Annotated in this window: 21 protein-coding genes; 13 read left to right on the top strand and 8 right to left on the bottom strand. The window is 60.8% G+C overall.

Annotated elements, in window-relative coordinates:
- Positions 1–53: 53 nt before the first annotated feature.
- Both GKA01_RS04320 and GKA01_RS04315 read left to right on the top strand, forming a co-directional pair.
- On the top strand, positions 54–2,402 hold the full coding sequence (locus GKA01_RS04320) for a TonB-dependent receptor (protein ID WP_146859535.1): 2,349 nt from the start codon (positions 54–56) through the stop codon (positions 2,400–2,402).
- A gap of 112 nt (positions 2,403–2,514) precedes the next feature.
- Positions 2,515–3,045, top strand: a complete 531-nt coding sequence (locus GKA01_RS04315) for a cupin domain-containing protein (protein ID WP_146859533.1) — start codon at positions 2,515–2,517, stop codon at positions 3,043–3,045.
- Between the two features lie 6 nt (positions 3,046–3,051).
- Here GKA01_RS04315 and GKA01_RS04310 read toward each other — a convergent pair whose 3' ends face one another.
- From GKA01_RS04310 to GKA01_RS04300, 3 genes are all read right to left on the bottom strand, one after another.
- On the bottom strand, positions 3,052–3,435 hold the full coding sequence (locus GKA01_RS04310; protein ID WP_146859531.1) for a hypothetical protein: 384 nt from the start codon (positions 3,433–3,435) through the stop codon (positions 3,052–3,054).
- A 36-nt stretch (positions 3,436–3,471) separates the two neighbouring features.
- Complete coding sequence (locus tag GKA01_RS04305; RefSeq protein WP_146859529.1) at positions 3,472–5,556, bottom strand: protein-disulfide reductase DsbD family protein; 2,085 nt, start codon at positions 5,554–5,556, stop codon at positions 3,472–3,474.
- 126 nt (positions 5,557–5,682) lie between these two features.
- On the bottom strand, positions 5,683–6,780 hold the full coding sequence (locus GKA01_RS04300; RefSeq protein ID WP_146859527.1) for an SDR family oxidoreductase: 1,098 nt from the start codon (positions 6,778–6,780) through the stop codon (positions 5,683–5,685).
- Positions 6,781–6,889: 109 nt separating this feature from the next.
- Between GKA01_RS04300 and GKA01_RS04295 the strand changes: the two genes are divergently transcribed.
- Both GKA01_RS04295 and GKA01_RS04290 read left to right on the top strand, forming a co-directional pair.
- Entirely contained in the window at positions 6,890–7,306 is a 417-nt protein-coding gene (locus GKA01_RS04295) for a winged helix-turn-helix transcriptional regulator (RefSeq protein ID WP_146859525.1), read from the top strand.
- 82 nt (positions 7,307–7,388) lie between these two features.
- Positions 7,389–9,863 (top strand): mechanosensitive ion channel family protein, encoded by a 2,475-nt coding sequence (locus tag GKA01_RS04290; protein ID WP_146859523.1) that lies wholly within the window; start codon positions 7,389–7,391, stop codon positions 9,861–9,863.
- 36 nt (positions 9,864–9,899) lie between these two features.
- On the opposite strand, the gene GKA01_RS04285 is transcribed toward GKA01_RS04290, so the two are convergent.
- Positions 9,900–10,097, bottom strand: a complete 198-nt coding sequence (locus tag GKA01_RS04285; protein ID WP_146859521.1) for a hypothetical protein — start codon at positions 10,095–10,097, stop codon at positions 9,900–9,902.
- A 202-nt stretch (positions 10,098–10,299) separates the two neighbouring features.
- On the opposite strand from GKA01_RS04285, the gene GKA01_RS04280 reads away from it, so the two are divergent.
- From GKA01_RS04280 to GKA01_RS04270, 3 genes are all read left to right on the top strand, one after another.
- The gene (locus GKA01_RS04280; RefSeq protein WP_146859519.1) at positions 10,300–10,611 is read left to right on the top strand and encodes a hypothetical protein; all 312 of its coding nucleotides are present in this window, start codon (positions 10,300–10,302) and stop codon (positions 10,609–10,611) included.
- Between the two features lie 15 nt (positions 10,612–10,626).
- Positions 10,627–10,860, top strand: a complete 234-nt coding sequence (locus GKA01_RS04275; RefSeq protein WP_146859517.1) for a hypothetical protein — start codon at positions 10,627–10,629, stop codon at positions 10,858–10,860.
- A gap of 77 nt (positions 10,861–10,937) precedes the next feature.
- On the top strand, positions 10,938–11,489 hold the full coding sequence (locus GKA01_RS04270) for a hypothetical protein (protein ID WP_146859515.1): 552 nt from the start codon (positions 10,938–10,940) through the stop codon (positions 11,487–11,489).
- Between the two features lie 69 nt (positions 11,490–11,558).
- Here the strand turns inward: GKA01_RS04270 and GKA01_RS04265 are convergent, their stop codons facing one another.
- Both GKA01_RS04265 and GKA01_RS04260 read right to left on the bottom strand, forming a co-directional pair.
- Complete coding sequence (locus GKA01_RS04265) at positions 11,559–12,791, bottom strand: YncE family protein (RefSeq protein ID WP_146859513.1); 1,233 nt, start codon at positions 12,789–12,791, stop codon at positions 11,559–11,561.
- On the bottom strand, positions 12,788–13,660 hold the full coding sequence (locus tag GKA01_RS04260; protein WP_194265834.1) for a creatininase family protein: 873 nt from the start codon (positions 13,658–13,660) through the stop codon (positions 12,788–12,790). The genes GKA01_RS04265 and GKA01_RS04260 overlap by 4 nt, the downstream gene beginning before the upstream one ends.
- 143 nt (positions 13,661–13,803) lie before the next feature.
- On the opposite strand from GKA01_RS04260, the gene GKA01_RS04255 reads away from it, so the two are divergent.
- On the top strand, positions 13,804–14,301 hold the full coding sequence (locus tag GKA01_RS04255) for a DUF2721 domain-containing protein (RefSeq protein WP_146859511.1): 498 nt from the start codon (positions 13,804–13,806) through the stop codon (positions 14,299–14,301).
- 282 nt (positions 14,302–14,583) lie between these two features.
- Positions 14,584–14,721: a hypothetical protein gene (locus GKA01_RS13585; RefSeq protein ID WP_153429664.1), complete on the top strand. Its 138-nt coding sequence runs from the start codon at positions 14,584–14,586 to the stop codon at positions 14,719–14,721.
- Positions 14,722–14,799: 78 nt separating this feature from the next.
- On the opposite strand, the gene GKA01_RS04250 is transcribed toward GKA01_RS13585, so the two are convergent.
- Positions 14,800–16,047, bottom strand: coding sequence for a multidrug effflux MFS transporter (locus GKA01_RS04250; RefSeq protein ID WP_146859509.1), 1,248 nt, complete (start codon positions 16,045–16,047; stop codon positions 14,800–14,802).
- Positions 16,048–16,194: 147 nt separating this feature from the next.
- On the bottom strand, positions 16,195–17,223 hold the full coding sequence (gene pstS / locus GKA01_RS04245; protein WP_146859507.1) for a phosphate ABC transporter substrate-binding protein PstS: 1,029 nt from the start codon (positions 17,221–17,223) through the stop codon (positions 16,195–16,197).
- A gap of 355 nt (positions 17,224–17,578) precedes the next feature.
- Between pstS and GKA01_RS04240 the strand changes: the two genes are divergently transcribed.
- From GKA01_RS04240 to GKA01_RS04225, 4 genes are all read left to right on the top strand, one after another.
- On the top strand, positions 17,579–19,306 hold the full coding sequence (locus GKA01_RS04240; protein ID WP_146859504.1) for an OprO/OprP family phosphate-selective porin: 1,728 nt from the start codon (positions 17,579–17,581) through the stop codon (positions 19,304–19,306).
- Between the two features lie 147 nt (positions 19,307–19,453).
- A complete protein-coding gene (locus GKA01_RS04235; RefSeq protein ID WP_146859502.1) occupies positions 19,454–19,987 on the top strand; it encodes a GlcG/HbpS family heme-binding protein in 534 nt (177 codons plus the stop codon).
- 161 nt (positions 19,988–20,148) lie between these two features.
- The gene (locus tag GKA01_RS04230; protein WP_146859500.1) at positions 20,149–22,068 is read left to right on the top strand and encodes an AsmA family protein; all 1,920 of its coding nucleotides are present in this window, start codon (positions 20,149–20,151) and stop codon (positions 22,066–22,068) included.
- Between the two features lie 76 nt (positions 22,069–22,144).
- Complete coding sequence (locus tag GKA01_RS04225) at positions 22,145–23,470, top strand: UDP-glucose dehydrogenase family protein (RefSeq protein WP_194265835.1); 1,326 nt, start codon at positions 22,145–22,147, stop codon at positions 23,468–23,470.
- Positions 23,471–23,492: the final 22 nt, after the last annotated feature.

The following is a 23,492-nucleotide window of genomic DNA, read 5'->3' as shown; positions in this document are numbered from 1 at the left end:
AATACCGTTTCTAACGTGAACCATTCGTTTCGACAGGACAGGAGCGCGGCCGCATGAAAGACATTCGTTCGTCATCGGGTTATCGACGTCAGCTCCTCGCACTCACCTGCCTTGCAGGCAGCATGCTTGGAGTCCTTGGCACCACGGCCCGCGCCGCACAGGCCACAAAACATCCCCTGCCGCGTCACCATGCTCCCTCTCGCGCCTCCTCCCGTCTCCGTTCTCACGCACCGTCAGCTCCCTCCCATGCGACCTCGGCGGGCGCGCATGTAGTGCCACACGCCCTGAATGCCTCCGCTACCGAAACGGTCTCCGTCACATCCTCGCGCCGCGCCCTGAACGGTGGTGGCGGCATGATGCGCGTCGAAACCGCGCCACACGCCGTGCAGACCGTCACTAAAGAATTCATCAACATGCGCGCGCCGACCAGCACGGCGCTCGACCTGATCCAGAACCTGCCGAGCCTCAATGTTACGACACCGGATTCGTCAGGCATGGAAGGCGGACAGATCCAGTCCCGTGGTCTCACCGATCTCGACATGGGGTTGATGGTGGACGGCGCCCCCGCAGCAGCAGCCAAATATCTGAGCGAAAACGTCGATTCCGAGAACCTCGAGAGCGTCAGTGTCACGCCAGGTTCTTCCGCAACGGATCTTCCCGTCATGTCGGCAGCCGGTGGCGTCATGGCCGAGGAAACCCGCACCCCGTCGCAGAAGCGCGGCGGCCTGATCGACTTCTCCTACGGCACCAATAACCTGTCGCGCGAGTTCATCCGCCTCGAATCCGGCGAGATCGGACATAGCGGCGTCCGCGGCTATTTCTCATTCTCCAACACGCATGCCCGCTCGTGGATGGGCGCTGGCATCAACCAGCGCAAACATATCGATTTTGGTTTGCAGAAAGACTGGAAGAACGGCTCCAACGCCAAATTCTTCCTCTCCTGGAACTCCGCCGATTTCATCATCGACAACTACCCCACCTCTGACCAGTTCTTCCGCTACAAACACACCGGTCAGGGCTATGGCCGAACGGATAATCGTAAGAGCAACAACTATTGGGGCAACAACAACGATCACTGGAACCAGATCTTCATCTCGGCTCCGGTCCATATCGCGCTACCTTCGCGCCTGTCGCTCGATATCCATCCCTATTTCAGCTTCGGACAAGGCTGGGACGCGTCGCCTGATGGCACCACAACCGATTCAAGCGGCGCCACACGCGGTCTGACCAGCTACTTCCTACAGAACGAATACCGCTCGGTCGGAACGGTTGCGAAACTCAATTGGGAGATCGACCGCCACAACACGTTCTCGGTCGGCTACTGGTATGAAAACACCCAGACGATCCAGTCCTACCCCACCAGCTACCAGATGGCGGACGGCAACGCACCAAGCCCCAACTGGGCCGCGTACCAGGTTTCCGCTGGCGACAAACAGACGGCCGGTTACGAAATCCACTCGCTGTTCGTGCATGACACCGCCAAATATTTCAACGACCACCTGACGGTGGACGCCGGGTTCAAATTTGTCATGACGAACATCTGGAACAAGGACTATTACGGCCATCAGGAAGCCAACCGCACCGCACCGCTGCCGCAGCTTTCGATCGGCTATCGCATCAATAACAACAGCCAGATCTACCTGAACGTCGAAGGCGACTACCGTCAGCCCAGCGCTGTCGATCTCGGCTGGCTGTATACCAGTGTTGCGATCCCCAAAAACCAGTATTCCATCAAGGAAGAACTCGGCTACCGCTACCACGACGACCATATCATCGCGGACGTCGCCTTCTTCAACTACAACGTCACGAACCGCATCGTGGACCAGTATGTCGGCATGAACAGCTACAAGCCGTTCAATATTGGCAGCCAGCAGATGCGTGGCTTTGACGTGATGGTCGCCGCACGCCCGATCCATGGTTTCAGCCCGTACGCCTCGGTTGAATACCTGCACGCCTCACAGGACAGCAACGTCTTCGATCCGTATCTAAACACGATGCTGCACTCCAAAGGCACGCAGGCCGTCATGGCCCCGCATGTCATTGCGAATTTCGGCCTGACCTACACCTATAAGGGCTTCTTCGCGAATGGCTCGGTCCACTATACCGGCCCGCAATCCGTCAGCATCGCGGGCGACCAGCGCATTCCGGGCTACGTCACCGACACGCTCTCGATGGGCTATCACTTCAAGCCCTTCATGTTCGCACAATCCCCGACATTCCGCCTGAACTTCACCAACCTCACGGGCTCTGTCGTCCGTACCGGCGCCATGGGCGCGGTTTACAGCGCCAAAGACCCGAGCACGGTCTACAGCGGCAACATGGCGTCCTATACCGGCTACGGAAACTCCTTCATGGTCGCCCCGCGCTTCACCATGACCGGAACGGTCTCCACTGCCTTCTGATCCTGCGGGACGGGAAACCGCCGGTTCCTGTCCCTGCATTCCGAACCGACTCTCCTCCAATGCGTTGCCGCAAGGCGGCACGCATACGCCCTACGAAACGGAGGAGATCCCTATGCCCCCCTGCAATATTTCAAAAAAGTATTTCGCCAGCTCAGCCCTGCTGCTCTGCACAACGCTCATTGTGACACCGCTCGCGCACAGCGCCCCGGTTCCGACGGAAATCGCGTCGGACCAGTCCGCCGCCACCATCATTCCGAGCTCGGATGCCGTGAAATGGCAACCCGCTCCTGTCATGTTCCCGCATGGAACAAAAATGGCCGTCCTGACCGGCGATACCAGCAAGCCAGGCCCATTCACCCTGCGCGTCATGATGCCCGCAGGATCGTTCATCCCGCCCCACACCCATAATCTGGATGAAATGCTGACTGTCATCAGCGGCAATATCCAGCATTTCGTGGGGCAGAACATCGACGCGACGCAGCAACGCACACTTGGACCAGGCGGCTTTGTCCATTTGCCGGTCAACGTACCCCACGCCATTAAGGCAGGACGCCAAGGGGCCGTGCTTCAGGTCTCAGGAACGGGGCCGTTCAGCATGGCCTACGTCAATCCGCAGGACGATCCGCGCAACACGGGCCGCTGACCCCTATCACGGCAACAACGGCGAGGACATTCCATAGGCCTCGCCAAACCGCGACGTATTGGTGCCTGTGACGGGATCATGATCCAGATCTCGCCCAAATTTCAGACGAGCCGTCATACCCTTCCAAAGGGTGACCCGGCTCTCCGTATGACCGTCTTCAAAATAGCGCGTCATGATCGGCGAGGCGAAGAAAACCGAGGGCGCCCGGCGATGTCCCACGACGCGAATTTCTTCACCCGTCCCCGAACCTGCTACGCCCTGCGTCCCGAAGAGGTTTCCCGGCAGGATCTTCACGGCATTGAACGGATTTGTCGGAGGAATCTGCGCCACACTAAGGACAGGCATCAGCGCAGTCAGAAACAGTCCCGGAAGAAACACCCATGCTTTCATGACCATTCCTCCCGAGCCTGTCTCATTGCCCTGACATCATTTTCCGATCGTCGAGAGCACGATGCCCGGCGTCAGGATCTGCGGCAGCACAACGCCATCCTGATGCGGCGCATAATAGATATAGAACGGCACACCATCGCGCCCATGCGCCTTGAGGAACGCACCGATCGCCGCATTGCGGTTCGTCCAGTCCCCCTTGAGGAACACGATCTTTCGGTCCCGGAACGCCTGCTGAACGGATGGCACATCCAGCGCCACACGCTCATTGACCATGCAGGTGATGCACCATGATGCCGTCATGTCGATGAACACCGGCTTGCCCTGCGCCCGAAGCTCGGCCAGACGCGCCTCCGAGAACGGCTCGATCCCGGCCTCCGAAGCGCCCGTAACCACAGGAGCAGGCGCGGCCCGCAGTCCCTGCGCCAACGCGGCCCCACAAACCACAACACACAGCACAGCCACGATCCGGCAGAACGCCACCGTCCCACGGCCGCCCTCCAGCATGGACCGACGCTGCCCAACACCATAAATCCAGCCCGCAAACCCCAGAAGCACAACACCCCCGGCCGTCAGCGCCACAAACGTCACGCCCCGCTGGATTGCCGCCACCCAGAGCAGCCATACACAGGTCGCAAACAGCGGAAACGCCAGAACCTGCTTGAGAATACCCATCCAGGCCCCCGGCTTCGGCATCCGCGATGCCACACCCGGAACGCCGGCCACGAGAATATACGGAAATGCCAGTCCAAGCCCCATCGACAGGAATACCAGAACCCCCATCACCGGCGGCCCACCCAGAGCCCCGGCAATGGCAACGCCCATGAACGGCGCCGTGCAGGGCGTCGCCACAATAACCGCCAGCAGGCCCGTCATCATGTCCCCGCTCCGACCGCTTCCGGTCTGGACCTGCCCCAAACGCCCGGCGCTGACTTCAAACACACCAAGCAGATTCAGCCCCATCAGGAACAGCAGCCAGCACACGCCGACCACAAATCCCGGCGACTGGAACTGAAAGCCCCAGCCTGCCGCAGACCCGGCCAGACGCAGCCCGATCATGACAATACCTAGCGCCGCGAACGCTCCCGTCACGCCCAGCGTGTAAAACAGCGCGCTCTGAAGCTGTGCCCCCCGTCCGGCACCGCCCATCTTCGCCAGAGACAGCGCCTTCATCGCGAGAACCGGGAACACACACGGCATCAGGTTCAGGATCAGACCGCCCACAAAAGCAAACAACAGAACCCGCAGCCAGCCCGCGCCCGTCGGCACCTCCTGACCAGGGGCCTGCCCCGGGGCCGAAGCCGCTCCCCCGGCCGGACGCGCCTCAATCTGCAACGGGCTTTCCTGCCCCGCCGCATCCTTGAGCACGACCACGCCCAGCAACGGCTTGTCCCGATGCGCCGATTTCAGGAATTTCAGCCCGAGTGTCAGCTGGCCGTCAGAGACATGCAGCGGCTGTTCCGCGACCTGATCAATCACACCGCCATCCTGCGGCAGGAACCATGCCTGCGACACGGACGCCGCAGACAGCCCCTTGCCCGAAAGGGTCAACACGCCGCCGCCCGACACGCTGGCCGGAAACGGCGACGCCACCGGCATGGCAGCTTCCGCTTTGCGGAACAGGCTCGCCTGCGCCCCGCCTTCCGGCACATCGGCCGTGGAAGCCGGAAGCGTCAGCGTGAAATCACCACTCTCAGGAATACAAACCTGCGCACAAGCAAGCCATTCCGCATGAGCGTGAAGTGTCGTCCCGCCGGAACCCTTGAGAACCAGATCCTCCGGCAGCGTCACTTCGTTAATATAAGCGTAGGACATGAGGCCGCCCTCACTGATCCGCACCGGCACTGGCCAGTGGATCGCCCCCCCCTTGCCCGTCGCACCGCCCTCAGCCGTCACATCCAGCGTTGGCGTGTCCCCGGCATCGCCCGGATTGATCCAGTAGGTATGCCAGCCTGGCTTGAGCTGAAGCCGCAGCCCGACACGCAGATGCTGGTCCGGCCCGACCGCATCGCGATCCGTGACAAGCGTCGCGGTATCGTTCGCGGACGCAACAGGCGCACTTTCGGCCGCCCGTGCAGAGACGGAACCCAGACCCAGAACCCCTGCCAGGAGCAGGGCCGACATGCTGAACATTCGATGCAAGACAGGCTCATTCCACGTTTTCAGAAGACAGCCTTCATCATATCACTGACTGAAACGAAAAGCAGGACTCTTCCGGTCGTGAAACCGAAAGGCCCTGCAAACCCCATATTACGGGATCAGCTTCTCAGCCCGCAGGCGCGTAAACAGATCGGTGAAAGAGTCCGGCGTGTACTGATATCCCGTAAACCCCGCGAGGCGGCTTTTGCTGATATCCGTCACACATTCGACCGGCCGACCCAGATCAGCATCCGTATGCCAGGCCGAAGCCAGCCGTTCGATTCGGCTTTCCGCAAGCCCGTATTTCGTGGAAATCCGTTCCCAGAGTTCCGCATCCCCCGCCAGCGTCTCTTCAAGAGACGTCGCATGGCCGGGATACGGCGCAGCCTCGATTCCGAACCATTCCGCCAGACGCGGCCAGAGCCATTTCCAGCGGAACACATCCCCGTTCACGATATTGAACGCCTGATTCCGTCCCCCGGCCTCGGTCGAAGCCCAGAAAAGCTGCCGCGCCAGTTGCCGCGCATCGGTCAGATCCGTCAGGGCGTTCCACTGCACGGGAGATCCCGGAAAGACGAAAGGCCGCCCGGTCTCGCGGCAGATCGTCGCATAGACCGCCAACGTGCTGCCCATGTTCATCGCATTGCCAACCGCATAGCCGATCACCGTATGCGGACGATGCACACTCCACGAAAACCCGTGCTGGGCAGCGGCTTCATAAAGCGCGTCTTCCTGATCATAATAAAAATTCAACAGGTCCAACCGGGGCGCGTCTTCACGGAACGGCGTCACCGGCGGCGCGCCGGACGCATAGGATTCAAACGGGCCAAGATAATGCTTCATGCCCGTCGTCAGCGCCGCATGAACCAGCAGTCCCGGCTCCGGCAGAGCGACGAACACATTGCGGATCATCGCGGAATTGACGCGGCAGTTCTCTTCTTCCGTGTCCTGACGCAGCCAGGAGCAGAAAAACACATGACTCGGCCGCAGATCCCGCAGCGCATGGGTCAGCGACGGCAGATCCAGCAGATCGGCCTCGACCGGCAGCACGCCCGCCATGTCATGACGCGGCCTCCGCGCAAGACCATGCACGGTCCAGCCTTCAGCCACGAGACGCGCCGCAATGTTCTGACCAACAATACCGGTCGCCCCGACGACCAGCGCAATCCGGGCCGAAACTCCGGCAGAGGCAGGAACAGAAGATGTCATGGGATTTTTCCTTTGCAGAAAACAGGGTCTGCTCCACATCTGGAAGACCATCCGCATTTCCGCCAGACGGCACCTTTTCGTGCCCTGGTGACCAGAAGGTGCCCACTCCATGACCCCGCCGCTGCCCGAACACTACCGTCAGGCGCCCTTTGCAGAAGACTGCGCGCCCCGCCGGATCTTGAGGATTTTCAGCGGAAAATGGACCACCATGATCCTGCACACGCTGCATCTGCTGGGCGGCACCTCACGCCCCGGAAAGCTCCAGCGCAGCATTCCCGGCCTGTCGAAAAAAATGATGACCCAGACCCTGCGCGAGCTCGAAACGCAGGGCCTCATCCGCCGCAACGTCCGGCAGATCATGCCGCCCCATGTCGATTACAGTCTAACCGATCTGGGGCAGACCTTCGTGGAACCGGTCGAAATACTCTATCACTGGGCCATCCGCCACACGGACGCCCTCGACAGCCTTGATACCCACGCTTCCGGCCGGAGCAGCACCATGAAGAGCCTGCGCCAAACAGGCTAGGACAGCGGCGCCACCCTGTGCCATGTTTGCACCAACAGACCGCTGCGCCAGCAACACGCATTTCGAAGGACCTGCCAGACCGATGCCGTCGATACCCCGTCCCGCTCCATATCCACCCTCTTCCCCACGATCCGGACGCGCCACCCTCGGCATTTTCCTCTTTCTGGTCATAGGATTTCTGCTTCCGGCCCCCACGCTCCGGGCCGCCGAAACCGCAACGGTCGCAAACCCTCCGCTGAACCAGCAGGAAGCGCAGCAACTCCTCAATGTCCTGAACAATCCGAAAGAACGAGACGCTTTCACCCACACGCTTTCCCTGATGGCACGCGGCCTTCAGGTCGAGACGCCCGCAAACACGACGCCGGCACCTGCATCCCCCACAGCCAAAGCCCCTCCGGCGAAAACCGTGGCGGAAGTCCCGCCCGACATCCATACGGGCCTCAGCAGCATCCGTCTTCAGACCCTCGGATATCTGCACAATTTCCTCAGCCTGTTCAGTGACCTCGCCATTGTCGGCCACTGGGCACGCCATACCCTCGCATCCGCCGATACCCGAACCACAATCCTGCATGCGTTTGCAGGCGGGCTCATCACCATGCTCTGCGGTGTCGCCCTTGAACGGATTGTCGCCCTCAGCCTGCACAAACCTCTTCTCCAGCTCACCCAGAACGCAGAAGACCGTGAGCACCGCGTAATAGCGGAACCGGATAGCTCCGTTCCGCCTGAGCCTATCGTGGACGACTCGAGCCAGACCCGCGCCGCCGACCAGCGGCGACAGGTCGAGACCCTGCGGTTCCTCGCTCGCGTTCCCTACGCTCTGGGACATTTCGCGCTGAAGGCCATTCCGGTGCTGGCCTTCCTGGCCATCGCCTATCTCGCCGTGCTGGTTCTGCCTTGGAGCGAGAAAACCGACAACGTCATCATGACGCTCGCCAACTGCTATGCTGCAGCGCGGATCCTCTATCTCTTCGTCGAAACCGGTTTCGCACCCCGCTCGCCGACCATCCGCCTTCTGCCCGCGACGGATGCGACGGCTTTTCTGCTGACCCGCTGGTGGAACGTGCTGGTCGCAGCCCCCGCCATCGTCTTCTGTCTCTCCACACTGGGCGGACAGTTCAACCTCTCGCCGCGCGGTACAACCGCGATGATCCGCGGCGTGGTCCTGATCGAACACGTCCTGATCGCCATTTTCATCTGGCGCATCCGGCACCTCGTCAGCCGGGCTCTCCAGCCACGCGCGGTTCCTGATACGGCCATGTGGACGTTCCTCGTGGCCCTCACCCGCCTATGGTGGGTCCCGGCCATGTTCCTCGATATCTCACTCTGGATCGTCTGGGCGGCGCATCTGCCCGGCGGCTATCGCTGGATCCTCGACACCACCAGCATCACCATCGGCATCCTTGTCGCCTCCCGTCTCGTGGCCGTTCTGGCCTACGGACTTCAGGACCGGTTTTTCCGAATCAATCCGGTCCTAACGGAACGCTTTCCCGATCTTCAGAAACGCGCCGACCGCTATTATCCGTTTGCCCGCAAGATCCTCACGGGCGTGCTGCTATTTCTGACCCTGATCGCCATGACCGAAACCTGGGGCCTGCCCACTTTCGGCTTCTTCATGTACAACGCCGTCGGCCGCCACCTGCTCGACGCCATCATGACGATGCTGGTCGCGCTCAGCGTGGCCGTCACGATCTGGGAAATCATCAACGCCTTCCTCAGCCAGCAACTCACCCGGTTCGAAAAATCGGACCAGATGTCCCGCGCAACCCGCCTGCGCACGGTGCTGCCCATCATCCGCACCGTTCTGCTGGCCATCATCATCATCATCGTCGCCGTCACAACGCTCTCGCAGATCGGCATCAACGTCACCCCGCTGCTCACCGGCGCAGGCATCATGGGTGCGGCCATCGCTTTCGGTTCGCAAAGTCTGGTCAAGGACTTCATCACGGGCTTCTTCATGCTCGTCGAAGACGCCATTCAGGTCGGTGACTGGGTCACGACCGGCGGCGTTTCCGGAACGGTGGAAAACCTCTCGATCCGCACCGTGAAGGTCCGCGACATCAACGGCGACCTTCACATCATCCCGTTCTCGTCCGTCTCCTCGATCGCCAACACGGCCCGCGGCTACAATCAGGTGATCGTCAAGCAGCAGCTCGACCTCTCCGAAGACCTGCCGCGCGTGACAGCCATCATGGCGAAAACGCTCAAGGAGATGCGCGCCGATCCGATCTTTGGACCCATGATCCTGTCGGACTACAACGATCTGGGCGTGGACAACAGCGACAGCGGCGGCGCCACCCTCCTCGGCAGCTTCCGCACGACGCCCATGATGAAATGGAAGGTCAAGCGCGAATTCTACCGCCGCATCACCAACCTGCTCGCCGCTGAAAGCGTCAAGTTCTACACCGGCACGTCCTACTTCACGACGCCCCCTGGCAATTCCATGCGCATCACCGCGGATGTCGCTCTGCCAAGGCCGGCCAATGACGGCTCTTCAGACCCCGCAGCCGGGAAAACTGCTCCGGAAAACAGCAAACCCGACGATCACGCTCCTGCCTGACCCCGGTCGGCCCCGCTCTGGGGCCGACCCAAATCTTCATTTCGTCAGCATCAACCTGAGCACACGCCTCCAGCGCGGAAGACCTTCTGCTTCCCATCGGCGCATCAGGGCCCGATCAGCCGCCAGCGAATTACGCATTATTGGCGACACCGCAAAACGCTCCCGTTTCGACGCGCCCTCGCGCTTCAGTCTGCGCCGTGCACGCGCAACGACGACATCCCTCAGAAAGCCCATGACTCCTCCTTCGCTGCCAGAATCCAACACAGAACTCTTAACCAATTAAATAAAGTCTTGCATTATCGCGCGCGCAGGCTCATTCTGAACCCACATTATCAGAAATCTTCCTCCCGTTTCCACGAGACGATTTCCCGGCCCAGGACTTCCTCCGGCCTCGCATCGCCCGCCAACCGGTGAGGATCTGCCAAGGAATCCAGCGATGTCTCTCACCCTGATGACGTCAGCCTCCTCCACCCCGGATCCCACGTCTCCGGAAATCACCCCCCAGACACAATCCATAACTCCGCCGGATCCAGCCGCTCTGGCCGAAAAGAACCGCCAAGAAGAACATGTTCTCAAAAAACGCTTCATCGGCATGGTTCTCGGCCTCGTCTTCGCGCATGTCTACGTGGCGCTCGCGCTGGCCTACTCCTACATGGACAATTTCAATCATCTGCACACCTGCTGGCTTCCACTGCTCGGCGCCTTCATCTGCGGGATGATCTTCGTCTTCCACGTCTCGATCTCGTAAGCCGGAGCACCCCTCATGTCCCGCACAGTCCGCCACACCTGGCTCCAGCCCTTCCTGTCCACGACATTATGGACGCTCGTCCTGATCGACATCGCCGTGATGACCTATCTGGAAAATCAGGATTTCTTCAAGGATTACGCCGGCTGGGCCTGGCCCTCCGTCCTGATCACCGGAATCATCGGCTATTTCATCGGCCCCGCGATCGATCGCTTTTTTTCCAGAAAATCCTCCAGCACCAACAGACCGTAAAGCACGCCGGGCCGGAGCGGCTGTTCAGACAGCTCTGTTTCTGAGTTCGGAACGTCACCGATTTCAGGAGGACGAGCATGATTGCTCCAGGTGCAAACGGCATCACACGATATGCTCACCTGATCCGGACCCGGAAGTACGTTGCGGTGACCTCAATGGATAACCGGGGAGGAAGTTTCTTCTCGGTCACCGGATGGTCAACCTTCATTGACCGCAAGGACGCCACGCCGGAATGGATCGGAGAAAATCTCCGCAAAGCCCTTGAGACAAGTCGTGATTTTGTCATGGAATGGAACGAAGATCCTCTTCCACGAGACAAGATGGCTGCGGAAAGCAAGAAGTCCGGCCCGCTCTTCCATGAGTTCTGGGAGAAGGTCCGGGAGAAATATGGTTTCAAGGAAGCGCGGGACGCACGATGCAAATCCGCCTTGGTTTTTATAGACTGGGAGTGCGAACAGACAGATCAGGTGCGGTTTGCCGCTTCAAAGGGACGAGGAACCAGTCACTCAGCCTGGTATACGAACGAAAACGAAGGAAAAGTCTTTCACGCTTCGTTCAATGCCAGCAATCAGGAGTTCGGAGAAGTCGCCCTACGGGCCCTCGACGTCTGCCGCCCCAACTATCTGTAGAGCCGCACCCAATAAAAAAGGGAGACAGAATACCTGCCTCCCTTTCCCGATCCATCAATCCTGCAAACCTTACCGCAAAATCCCCGTATGCCCGACGCTGTAGCGTCCCGGCTGCGGCCAGACCGTCAGGCCATGCGGCTCCGCACCCACCGGGATCTTGCGCATCGCACCCGTGTCGGTGTCGATCGCATAGACCACATCGTCAAACCGCCCCGACAGCCACAGCAGCTTGCCGTCCGCGCTGACATTGCCCATGTCCGGACTACCGCCACCAGGGATCATCCAGGTCTTGACGACCTTGTCCGTCGCAAAATCGACAATCGACACCCCGCCCGGCCCGTGCTTCGGACCATGAATGCGGTGTGAGCCACGATTGGCGACATACATCACCTTGCCGTCACGGCTCGGATACAGGCCATGCGTGCCAATACCCGTCGGGATGAAGCCGGTTTCCTTGAAGGAATCCCCATCCACAACGAACACGCCGTCCGCCATCATGTCCGCGACATAGAATTTGTGACCATCCGGCGCCGTCAGAATGTCCTGCGGCATGCCCCCCTTGGACAGCTTCAGCATCCCGATCATCTTCAGATTCACCGTATCGACCTTGGCGACATAACCACCAAACTCGCAGGTGAAGATCGCGTACTTGCCGTCAATGGAGAAATCAGCGTGATTGACGCCCTTGCATTCCGGCGTCTCGACCGAGCCCTTCAGCTCCATCGTATGCGGATCGCGGAAATCCAGACGTTTGTGCGCCTCGGCCACCGTAATCGCGTATCGGCCGTCCGGCGTGAAATACATGTTATACGGATCATCCACGGCAATGGACGGGCCCGGCTTGGCCGTCGCCGGATTGATCGGCGTGAGCGATCCGTCCGGACGGCCTTCGCTATTATTCGTCACCCACAGCGTCCGCAGATCCCAGGACGGCACCACATGCTGCGGCGAATGCCCAACCGGGAACGTGTCCACGACCTGAAACGACGCCGGATCAATAACGGAAACACTGTCCCCACGCAGGTTCGGCACATAAACGCGCGCCGGGTCCTGCGCAATTGCCGGCGAGATGTGGGACGGGGTCGTCTCGCTGTAGATGTTCTTCGGATCAATCACAGGCGGCATGCCCGGGATCGTCTGAATACCGGATGCAGGCACTGCTGCGGGCGCCGGAGCCGTGACCGGAGCGGACGCATCGGCCGGAACCGGCACCATCGGGGCACTCGGAGAATATTCCTGCGCATGGGCCGCGGCAGCTCCCAGCAGCGTCATCGCCACCAGAAGAGGAGTCTTGAAGGTCATGGATGGCTCCTTTGGAAAGACTGGATTGCCGCAACCGCGGTCCGGATCTGCATGTCCGTGCCGATCCGGCCGAGCCCGGCCGATGCGCGCCGCGGATCGCCACCATAGACGCCCTCGGCCGCACCCGGTTTCGGAGCCGCGCGCAACGCATCCTGACGCACAAGTGACGGATCAACCGCCAGCATCAGCGACGTATCGCTCAGCTCCGCATGAAGCCCCACCTCCGCCGCATGCCCCTGCGCCCGCAGGGCCTCGGCATACTGGTGAGGAACGACTTCATAATAATCACGCAGATAAAGCACAGCCGCCTGCCCCTTCCAGGCCCGGTTCAGCTCCTGTGCCACCTGCGCCATGAAAGACTGGTATCCCCCATGGTCGCCCAGCAGCACGATCCGCTTGAAGCCCTGAACGCGGAAACTCTCCGCCGCGCCCTTGAGCAGCCCTTCGAACACGGCAGGGGGCACGGAAATCGTGCCCGGAAACTTCATGTGAGACGTGCGCGGGCTGGTCGAGCCCTCCGGCACATAGGCCACAACAGGCGCCACCAGCGTATGTCCGGCCTGAACCGCAATCATATCCGCCAGAACCTGCGCCCGCACATTATGCTTGCCGACCGCAATATATGGCCCACTCTGCTCGGTTCCGCCAACAGGAATAATGACGGTATCGGTCCCCGCCTTCACATCCCGCGCCACTTCGGTCCAGCTCCGACACGCAAATTCCGCCTGAAACGCCAAATCAGCGCAATGCGGCGGCGTCTCCGTGATACCTTGTGCATGGACTGTCGAAACGGAAACCACGGAAACGGACAGGGCCAATCCTATCCCAATCAACGCGATACGACAGGACAGGCGGAAGGAAAACAGCATCTGGGCCGGAGGGTCTCTTGCAATGGCTGCTCTTCCCTACTCCATCTCTCCCCCCTTTTGCCAGGGGCTGCCTCCCAGACAGGCCCGGAAGGTACCCTTTTCAGGTACTCTTCCCGCAAAAGCATGATGCAGTATAAGACACTATGCCTTTTCCGATTTCCTACGATCCCGATCCCGTCGACAGCGCCGCCCATCTGATCCAGGTCGCCCTGACCCCCGTCTTCATGCTGTCGGGCATCGGCACGCTCATTAACGTCTTCAACACGCGCCTCGCCCGCGTCGCTGATCATCTCGAAGATGTCCGGAAAAAACTGAGCGCACCTCCTTCGGACGATACGCCCGCAGATCCGCTCAACACGCCCGAACGCCTCCACAGCCAGCAGAAACGTCTGCACCGGCGCGTTTTCGTTCTGGACGCCGCGATTCTGCTAAACGCCATCGGGGGTGCCTCCACCTGCGGCGCGGCCATGGCACTGTTCGTGGGCTCGATCCGGGACGCTTCGACCTCAGCATGGCTGCTTGCACTTTTTGGCATAGCTCTCGCCTGCACGGTCGGATCGCTCATGTTCTTCCTCGCCGACACGCTGTTGAGCTGGCACGGATTGCGACGCGACACCAACCTGACGCTGGACGCGGAATAAGCCAGAACGCAATTTTATTTCAAAAACCACCCGGGACGGTACTGTTTCAAGACAAAAACCCAGGTTGAAGCAGTTCCTACACTTTACTTTACCAAAAGCGCAATAATCCCTTCTGGAAAACAAAGACGCAGGAATGACGGAAGGCGCAAAAGTTTAAAAAGCCTTTATGCACGGAATGCAGGGCTGACCCTGCATCTGTATTTGTTGCTTTACCCTCCGATTCTGGAGTTTCTCCCGCTGCACGCCGCAAGTCGGCAAACAGAACCAACGGAGATTTTCCAAATGACGTCCATGACCCTGATCCACCTGATCGGCCTTCCCACCAGCCTTCTCGCCCAGTTCTCGATGGTTGCCTTCGTTCCGATGATCGGCGCCCTGATGATCGCCACGGTTGCTTCCGACCGCGTTTCCGAGAGCTGATCACAGTCTTCTCGGGACAAGCCCGGCCTTCGTGCCGGGCGTCCCGCTCCTGCCTCTCCCGTCAGGCACGTTCCGCGTTCAGTGACGAACAGAGAGATAGGACTCCGGATCCAGCCTGCGACGCCACAGATCGCACAGCCAGCATCCGCTGATTCCCACCAACATTCCGACCGATGTCGACCCGACCCAGTGTGTCGGCAGAAACGACATCATGACGCCAGCCAGACCTGCGATCGTCCAGTTCATCGTCCCCATCAGAGCAGACGCCGCCCCCGCCTGATGCCCATGATGCGTCAGCGCAAGAATGCCTGCGTTCGGACCGATGAAGCCCAGAGAAAATGTCGTGCACCAGATCAGGACACACAGGATCCACGGATCACCCGGCCCGGCAAATCCCGTCAGACAGACCAGCACCCCCAGCACGCAGAACACCAGCACCGACAGCATGCCCGTTTCCATCACCCTCGTGAACAGGAAGCGATTGGCAAGCCGCGCATTGATCTGTGATCCCAGAATGAACCCCATACCGTTCAGTCCAAAGAAAATCGCGAACATGTGGGGCGAAAAATGCAGGATTCCCTCAAACAGCGCAGGCGCGTTCGATAGATAGGCGAACATGGTGAACGTCGCGAAACTCACGACCATCACCGCAGAACAGAACAGCGGCTCCCGTGAGAGATCCCGGTAACGCGCCACCATGCCACTGACCGGCAGAGCGAAACGCCGCTCCATGGGCAACGTCTCGGGCAGAAAGCACAGCGTCCCCAAAAACATGGCAAGTCCGAAGATCACATTGGCCCAGAAAATCAGCCTCCAGTCGCCCAGATCGAGCAGGAAGCTCCCGATCGACGGTGCCAACAGAGGCCCCAGACCGAAGATCAGCATAAGCTGCGACATCAGCTTGACGCCTGCCGAGCCGGTCGCCACGTCACGGACCATCGCCCTGGGCGCGACCGAACTGATCGCTCCACCCAGCGCAGCCACGAAACGCAGGATGCAGAATGCGTGGAAACTGTTCGTCAGAGCCAGCCCCACCGATGCGGCCGCATAGACCACTAGCCCACAGAGCAACGGCAGTTTGCGCCCATACCGGTCACACAAAGGCCCAAGCGTGAACTGTCCGATCGCAAGCCCTGCCAGCCAGGCCGTCAACGTGAGCTGAGCCGATCCCGCCCCGTGCCCCAGATCATGCTCGAGCGCCGGAAACGCCGGAAGATACATATCCGTCGAAACGGGCCCCAGAATGAAGATCAGTCCGATCAGGACGCGGGTAAGAGCATTCATCGGCGGAGGGGAGGGCTGTTCAGAAAGTGACGTAACGGACACGCAGGCACCATGACAGGACAAAGCAGAAAACTGAAAACGGGCTTCCCCTGCTGGAGAAGCCCGTTTTCATACTCAACGCCTTTTTGTCCTGACTGACCAGCCCCGAATTCAGGTCTGTCCCCTCATTTCGGACAGGGAAGGCAGGACTTATTTCGGCCAGTTGGCCAGAATGTCCGACTTCACGCTCTGCGGCAGACCGACATAGTCGAGACGGGTGTTATCCGCGTCGCCGTTCTGGAAACCCCATGTAAAGAAGTCCCGGACAGCCTTGCCGGAAGCCTTCTGCGCGGCATCGACGGGCACGAGAACGAACGTGGCCGTCACGATCGGCCAGGACCCGGCACCATCCGTATCCAGCAGATTCACGGCATAGTGATCGGCATGCGTCCAGTCCGCAGCCTTGGCGGCCTCGGTGAAGCTGGCCAGCGTCGGGGCGACGAACGCACCGCTGTGATTCTTCATCTGAGCGATGTTCAGGTGGTTCTGCGCCGCGTAGGAATACTCGACGTAACCCACGCCACCTTCGGTCTGGCGAACCATAGCGGCAATGCCGTCATTGCCACGCGCACCCGAACCGCCCGGCCAGGCAATGGACGTGCCGGCACCCAGCTTCTGCTTCCAGGTCGGAGAGACCTGCGACAGATAGGATGTAAAAACATAGCTCGTGCCGGATCCGTCGGCGCGATGGATCGGCGCCACATCCGTTTCCGGCAGTTTCAGACCCGGGTTGAGCGCTTTAATACGGTCATCGTCCCAGGACGTAATTTCGCCATCATAAAGCGCAGCCAGCGTCGGGCCATCGAGGTGAAGCTGGCCCGGCGCGATGCCCGGAACATTCGCCACAACCACGATGCCGCTCATGACAGTCGGGAACTGATACAGCTTTTCCTTGGCCAGACGCTCGCCGCTCATCGGCTTGTCGGACGCACCAAAATCAACCGTACGCGCGATCACCTGATCCTGACCGGCGCTGGAGCCCACGCTCTGGTAGTTCACGGAAATACCAGCCTGATTCTTGGCGCCCGTCCCCCATGCACCATAGATCGGGGCGGCGAAGCTGGAACCTGCGCCTGTAATATCCGCAGCCTGCGCCGACGACGCAAACGGCATCATGGCGACAGTGCCAAGGGCCGTAGCGACGAGAAGACCGAATAGCGGAGCTCTGCTCTTGATCATGGGAATCCCTTGTAGGGCGTGAAAACTGCGTCCTTAGTAACGCCGACATGCCCACAGAAACAGTCGTCCATGCGTGATAGTTTCATGACACCCTTCGCAACCCGCCTGGAGAGACCCGGCCAGGACCGCCGGTGCGGAAATGTCACACCTTCCTGCTCTCAGCTGCCTCCCACGCTCCGGTTTCGCAACAAAACTGACATACAAAAACGCGAACTCCCGGTTTCCCGCGGATTCCAGAGGGGAGTGTCATGGAACTGTCATGCTCCCGTCACGAAACCTTCCCATTATTTCAAAATACGAATCAGATACCTGAACTGCGGACCACACGCCCTCCCCAGAAGGACGCACCGCAGCAATGGCTTTCCTTTCCCGCCGAACCAAGGCCCGTCCCACGGCCCTTTTGGCCACGACGACCCTGATGTCTCTTCTTCCGTTCTGTCATCAGGCCCGCGCCGCCGACCAGATGCAGATCATGGAACGGCAGATCCAGGCCATGCAGGCCCAGCTCACCAGCATGAAGAAAGAGCATGCTGAAGAAGTGAAGCGCGCGCGCGCCGTTCTGGCCCGCCAGCGGGAAGAAGCTGAAAACAATCCCTACGCACAGCGTGGCCGCTATATTGGACAGCCGCGTCCGGCTACACAGCCGCTGATCAGCGTGCGTCCGGCCAAGCCGGGCGCCGATGACGGCCGTCCACCGTCAGACCGCGCTGACGTCTCCTCGTGGGCCGACTTCCAGCGTGCCACCGCGCAGGACGAAGAAGTCAGCGTCGGCGGCATCAAGGTCGGCTTCCCGGGCGGTCGTCCGACGATCCAGTCTTCAGACGGCGCCTACGCTCTCTCGATCGGCCTCGCCTATCATGAAGACTTCGGCGGCTTCTTCAATTCTGGACCTCGCGGCAATGACACCCGTGGTGCCTTCAACAGTTTCACCACCAACCAACGCCGCCTGCGTATTCCATTCATGTTCCGCTACAAGAACTGGGTCGCAGCCGTCACACCTGATTTCGGCGCCAACCATAATGACGGTTATGTGGGCCTCTATGAAGGCAACCTGAACTACACCGGCTTCCACAATACCATCCTGACGGTCGGCTATTTCCAGCCGCGTGTAACGGAAGAGGATGCTGAAAGCTCCAACGACTTCATGACGCTGGAACGTCCCAGCATCACGGATATGGTACGCAACATTGCAGCGGGTGACGCTCGCTTCGTGGTCGGCGGCCTGCATTACGAGAAGCGCTGGTGGGTTGCAGGTTACTTCACCGGTCAGGAATGGGGTCACCGCAACGCGTCTGACATGAGCTCCACCTATTACGGTGGTGGCAGCGGGTCCACAATCGACAGCCAGACAGGCGGAATGCTCCGCGCGGCCGGCCGTCCAATCGCAACCAAGGATGTGGATCTTCACGTCGGTGTATCGGCGATAGCGGCCTTCCGCCTCGCCTGCAACACCGGAGCCAACGCCAATTACTGCTCCCGCACGACGTCCTTTGGGCAGCGTCCTGAATTTGACGTTGGTGAAGCCAGCCTCGTGGCAACCGGCTCAATCACCAAGGCTGCCCAGGTCTGGGCCGCAGGTCCGGAACTCGGGTTCCGCTGGGATCGCCTCCTCGTGAAGGGTGAATACTATCACGTTGGCGTTCAGCGTTCGCAGGCCAACCTGCCCGCGTTCAACTTCCAGGGGTGGTATGGTGCCGCTGCCTACACGATTTTCGGCAAGCCCCGCATGTATAACATCAAGGAAGGCGCTTTCGGTGCGCCTGGTGTCGGCGCTGATCAGGAATTCAACCCCGCGCTCAACCACTGGGGTGCCCTCGAAGCCGTGGCCCAGTACAGCGGCCTGGACCTGAACAGCAACATCAATGCCGCAACGGCCGGGATCACAAGCCAGAACGGCGTCAGCTACGTCCGGGGCGGCATGCAGAATGTCTATACCGGCGGCCTGAACTGGTACCCGAACCGCCATTTCCGCTTCATGGTGGACTACAGCCACTTCGTCACGTCTCGCAGCGTAGCCTCTGCCACCAACGTTTCCGGTCGCTCTGGCAACTCCTTCGCAGCCCGTATTCAGGCCGCGTTCTAAAACAGACCCGTTCCCCTCTCCCGGACCCCGGTCCGGGAGAGACCCCAGCCCCCCATCAAACACCATTACGTGCACCCCCGCTTTCCCGATTGCGACCCACACCCCGCAGACAGCATGCTGCCCGTTCCACAACGAGAGAGCCGGCTGATGCTCCCCAACGCAAAAACAGTTCTGCCCGCAGCAGCGCTCATCGCAGCCCTTCTGAGCCCCACCGCCCGCGCGCAAACACCCTCCCATATCGTCACGAGCCAGAAACTCGACTGGGAAACTGCCGCCGCTCTCGCCACCGAAGCCGTGCGCCTCTGCGCCGCACAGGGCTATTCCGTCACCGCCGCCGTCGTGGACACGACCGGCCATGAACAGGCCGTCGTCAAGGGCGACACGGTGCCGCTGCAATCGCTCTCCGTCTCCTACCGCAAGGCCTATACGGCCTATTCTTACGGTCTGGCCTTCAATAAAAACACAACCAGCGAACTGATCGCCGCAGGTGTCACCGGCCCCGCAAACGGCGCCCTGAACACCATCCCCGAAGTCCTGTTCGTCCCCGGCGGCGTCACCCTGCGCAGCAGCACCAGCCATACCATTCTCGGCGGTCTGGGCGTCTCCGGCGCACCCGGCGGCGACAAAGACGAAGCCTGCGCCCTGCACGCCGTCGAAAAATTCCGAAACTCCCTCCAGTAACGCTGCGGCATTTATTTCAATCAAAAAACCACGGTCTTTTTATTGCTGCGGAGTTTTCGGAAATATTCCGTGTATCCTCCAGCCTGTACCGTGGAGTTTCCCTTCACAGAACTTCCCGGTATTGTCCGACCTCATTGAATACGTCCTGAAAGACAGTCCTCTTGCTGCGCTGGTTTCTGGTTTCCCTCCTGTCCCTTACCGTCCTCCTCCTGGCTCTGCTCGGGGCAGGGTGGATCTGGATCGACCACCGGGACTTCGCCGCCTTCGCCACGCCCCGGCTGGAGAAAAAGCTCGGCCGCACCGTCCATATCGGCGCCCTGCACGTCCATCCGGGCGCATGGCTGACCATCGACGCAGACGACATCTCCGTCGCCAACATCACCAGCGGCTCCCGCCCACAGATGATGACGCTCAGCCATCTGGGCGCGCAGATCCGACTGACGTCCCTGATCTGGGGGCCACCAGAAGCCCGCAATATCGTCATCTCGAAGTTTTCCGGCCTATTCGAGCGCACGCCCGCGCATCTGGCCAACTGGCGCTTTGGCCCGCATCAGAACGACCCACGGCCGCCGATGTCTCCCGAGCAGCAGGCCAAAGCCAACACCCCGCCCGACCTGCATGACGCGCCAGGCCTGCGCAACGCAACGATCCTCGACAGCGACGTCACCTATCGTTCGGCCAATGGTGCCTCCTACAAGACCACACTGACGAAGGTCGAGTTCGCATCAAGCAGCGACAACAGTCCGTTCACCATGACGCTCACAGGAGCCTATAACGAGACGCCGGTAACCATTTCCGCCGAGATGGAACCCCTGAACGACCTGCGCAAAACGCCCGAACGCCCCTACGGCACCACCGCCCATGTCACTTCCGGAGACATGACCTCCGATTTCACCGGCACCCTGACAGATCCACTGAATTTCGACGGCGTGGAAGGCCATACCACCGTCACAACGCCCAGCTCTGACGCGCTGTTCAGCATGGCCGGGATGACGGGCGATCATGCCCCGGTCAAGCTGGATCTGTCCGGCGATTTCAGCCATTCCGGCAATGACTGGCATTTCAGCAAGGCGCGCGGCACCATCCAGACCAGTACAATGCAGGACGGTGACTTCACCCTGATCGAGGGCAGTCATGGCAAACCCGATGACGTGACAGCCAAAATCGGCTTTGGCCGCCTCGACATCAACGGTCTCATGCCCATTCTCGCCCCGTCCGGCTCCAGAGGCAGCAAAAAAAGCCCCTCCACGCTACATGCCGACCTGGTGCTACTGACGCCCCCCGATCCGGACCCGCTGGTCCATTTCGATCTGTCCGCCCGCCAGCTTGTCTACAACAAACTCGATTTCACGAATCTCAGAATCCAGGCAGCACAGATCCCCAACCGGATTGATGTCCCCCTGCTGCGTCTCGGCTATATCGGCGCGTCCCTCAGTGCCAACGGACATATCGAAGCCGACGGCCCATCCTCACGCATCGCCGCCGAAGTCGCGCTGACCCATGGTGATATTGACCGTCTGCGCCGCGTCGCGGGCCTCGCACCCGTTCCGGTCAAGGGCAGCCTGAGCTTCCGCGTGATCGCCAGCGCGAACAGGGTTCACACCCTCAACGAAGCCATGAGCCGCGCCAACATGACTGCCGCCGTCAGTATGGAAAAAGGCGAAATCGCCCGCGAGATCGTCGAAGCTGCCTCGATGGATCTGCGCCTGCTGTTCCGCCACGCCAAGGGCGTCACGCCCATCACATGTCTGCTTGGCGTGCTTCAGATGAATCAGGGTGTCGGCACGGTCGTTCCACTCCGCCTGCGGACAGGAGCCGGGACCATCGCAGCAAAGGCGAATTTCAACCTTAACCGCAGATGGCTCGATCTCGTCTTCGCCAGCCGCCCCTTCTCCACCAGCTTCTTCGCGCTGGATGTTCCCATCCGCGTCAGTGGCCGCTTCGATGCCCCAAGCCTATCCCTCGCCAAATGGTCGAAAGAGGGCCGCAACATGCTAGCAGACTCGAACGAAGTGACGAACCTGCCCCCCGCCCTTCAGGGTTTCGCAGCCTCGAACGCCTGCGCCCGCCCCACGCGCTAGACGGTGGGTCCCCGGGATTTGCACCCCATCCTGCCCCCGGCTATGCACGTCGGACCGTAAAGGAGAGGGTCCAGAGATGCGTATTGCAATGGTCGGTGGCGGATATGTCGGTCTCGTCTCAGGTGCCTGCTTCGCCGAGTTCGGAGCGGACGTCGCCATCGTGGAACGGGACCCGAAAAAGCTCGCGGCCCTCCATGACGGGCGCATCCCCATCTACGAACCCGGACTGGACGCCCTCGTCAGCAGCAACGTCGCCGCAGGCCGCCTGACCTTCGGAGACGACCTCGGCGCAGCCATGGAAAACGCCGATGCCGTGTTCATCGCGGTCGGCACCCCCACCCGGCGCGGCGATGGACACGCCGATCTGACCTATGTCTATGCGGCCGCCGAAGAAATCGCCCGTGCCGCCCGGACGGACCTGCTGGTCGTCACCAAATCGACCGTCCCCGTCGGCACGGGTCGCGAAGTCGCCCGCATCCTGCGCCAGACCCGCCCGGACCTGACCTTCGACGTGGCCTCGAACCCCGAATTCCTGCGCGAAGGCAACGCGATCGACGATTTCATGCGCCCGGACCGCGTCATCGTCGGCATCGACCGCTCCGGCCCGGATGGCGGCAGCCGCGCGCAGAGTCTGATCGAACAGCTCTACCGACCACTCACGGCCATTCAGGCCCCGATCGTCCTGACGGATCTGGAAACGGCGGAACTGACCAAATACGCCGCCAATGCCTTCCTCGCGATGAAAGTCACCTTCATCAACGAAATGGCCGATCTGTGCGAAAAAGTCGGCGGCAATATCCATGACGTCGCCCGTGGCATGGGCCTCGACCAGCGGATCGGCAGCCGTTTCCTCAGCCCCGGACCAGGCTATGGCGGCTCATGCTTCCCCAAGGACACCCGCGCCCTGACCGCGATCGCCCAGGATGCCGGCGCCCCCACACAACTGGTGGAAGCCACGGTCGCTATCAACGAAGCCCGCAAAACCGGCATGGCCGAGCGCATCATCACACAGGCAGGCGGAAGCCTTGTCGGCAAGACCGTCGGCATCCTCGGCCTGACGTTCAAGCCAGACACGGATGACATGCGCGAAGCGGCGTCCCTGCCCATCCTCGCCCGCCTGCACGACGCGGGGGCAATCCTTCAGGTCTTCGATCCCGAAGGCATGGCCGCCGCCCGCTCGCTCCTGCCGGACGGCGTGCGCTACTGCGAAGATGCTTTGTCAGCCGCGCAGGATGCAGATGTCGTGGTCGTCCTGACGGAATGGAACATGTTCCGCGCCCTCGATCCCCTCCGCCTGCGCGACGCCATGCGCGGCAACGCTATCGCGGATCTGCGGAATATCTGGAGCCCCGACCTCATGCGTGAGGCCGGATTCAATTACCAGTCCATCGGCCGCCCCTGAAGGGCGGCCCCAGAAACCTGAC

The organism is Gluconobacter kanchanaburiensis NBRC 103587 (assembly GCF_007988905.1).
Classification (GTDB): Bacteria; Pseudomonadota; Alphaproteobacteria; order Acetobacterales; family Acetobacteraceae; genus Gluconobacter; species Gluconobacter kanchanaburiensis.
Note: the sequence above shows the minus strand (reverse complement) of the source record. Positions and strands in the feature narration are given on the sequence as shown.

What these genes read in the sequence shown, in the direction of transcription:
- GKA01_RS04320 (WP_146859535.1), top strand. Translation starts at nt 54, where the DNA reads ATGAAAGACATTCGTTCGTCATCGGGTTATCGACGTCAGCTCCTCGCA.
- GKA01_RS04315 (WP_146859533.1), top strand. Translation starts at nt 2,515, where the DNA reads ATGCCCCCCTGCAATATTTCAAAAAAGTATTTCGCCAGCTCAGCCCTG.
- GKA01_RS04310 (WP_146859531.1), bottom strand. Translation starts at nt 3,435, where the DNA reads ATGAAAGCATGGGTGTTTCTTCCGGGACTGTTTCTGACTGCGCTGATG.
- GKA01_RS04305 (WP_146859529.1), bottom strand. Translation starts at nt 5,556, where the DNA reads ATGTCGGCCCTGCTCCTGGCAGGGGTTCTGGGTCTGGGTTCCGTCTCT.
- GKA01_RS04300 (WP_146859527.1), bottom strand. Translation starts at nt 6,780, where the DNA reads ATGACATCTTCTGTTCCTGCCTCTGCCGGAGTTTCGGCCCGGATTGCG.
- GKA01_RS04295 (WP_146859525.1), top strand. Translation starts at nt 6,890, where the DNA reads ATGACCCCGCCGCTGCCCGAACACTACCGTCAGGCGCCCTTTGCAGAA.
- GKA01_RS04290 (WP_146859523.1), top strand. Translation starts at nt 7,389, where the DNA reads ATGCCGTCGATACCCCGTCCCGCTCCATATCCACCCTCTTCCCCACGA.
- GKA01_RS04285 (WP_146859521.1), bottom strand. Translation starts at nt 10,097, where the DNA reads ATGGGCTTTCTGAGGGATGTCGTCGTTGCGCGTGCACGGCGCAGACTG.
- GKA01_RS04280 (WP_146859519.1), top strand. Translation starts at nt 10,300, where the DNA reads ATGTCTCTCACCCTGATGACGTCAGCCTCCTCCACCCCGGATCCCACG.
- GKA01_RS04275 (WP_146859517.1), top strand. Translation starts at nt 10,627, where the DNA reads ATGTCCCGCACAGTCCGCCACACCTGGCTCCAGCCCTTCCTGTCCACG.
- GKA01_RS04270 (WP_146859515.1), top strand. Translation starts at nt 10,938, where the DNA reads ATGATTGCTCCAGGTGCAAACGGCATCACACGATATGCTCACCTGATC.
- GKA01_RS04265 (WP_146859513.1), bottom strand. Translation starts at nt 12,791, where the DNA reads ATGACCTTCAAGACTCCTCTTCTGGTGGCGATGACGCTGCTGGGAGCT.
- GKA01_RS04260 (WP_194265834.1), bottom strand. Translation starts at nt 13,660, where the DNA reads ATGCTGTTTTCCTTCCGCCTGTCCTGTCGTATCGCGTTGATTGGGATA.
- GKA01_RS04255 (WP_146859511.1), top strand. Translation starts at nt 13,804, where the DNA reads ATGCCTTTTCCGATTTCCTACGATCCCGATCCCGTCGACAGCGCCGCC.
- GKA01_RS13585 (WP_153429664.1), top strand. Translation starts at nt 14,584, where the DNA reads ATGACGTCCATGACCCTGATCCACCTGATCGGCCTTCCCACCAGCCTT.
- pstS (WP_146859507.1), bottom strand. Translation starts at nt 17,223, where the DNA reads ATGATCAAGAGCAGAGCTCCGCTATTCGGTCTTCTCGTCGCTACGGCC.
- GKA01_RS04240 (WP_146859504.1), top strand. Translation starts at nt 17,579, where the DNA reads ATGGCTTTCCTTTCCCGCCGAACCAAGGCCCGTCCCACGGCCCTTTTG.
- GKA01_RS04235 (WP_146859502.1), top strand. Translation starts at nt 19,454, where the DNA reads ATGCTCCCCAACGCAAAAACAGTTCTGCCCGCAGCAGCGCTCATCGCA.
- GKA01_RS04225 (WP_194265835.1), top strand. Translation starts at nt 22,145, where the DNA reads ATGCGTATTGCAATGGTCGGTGGCGGATATGTCGGTCTCGTCTCAGGT.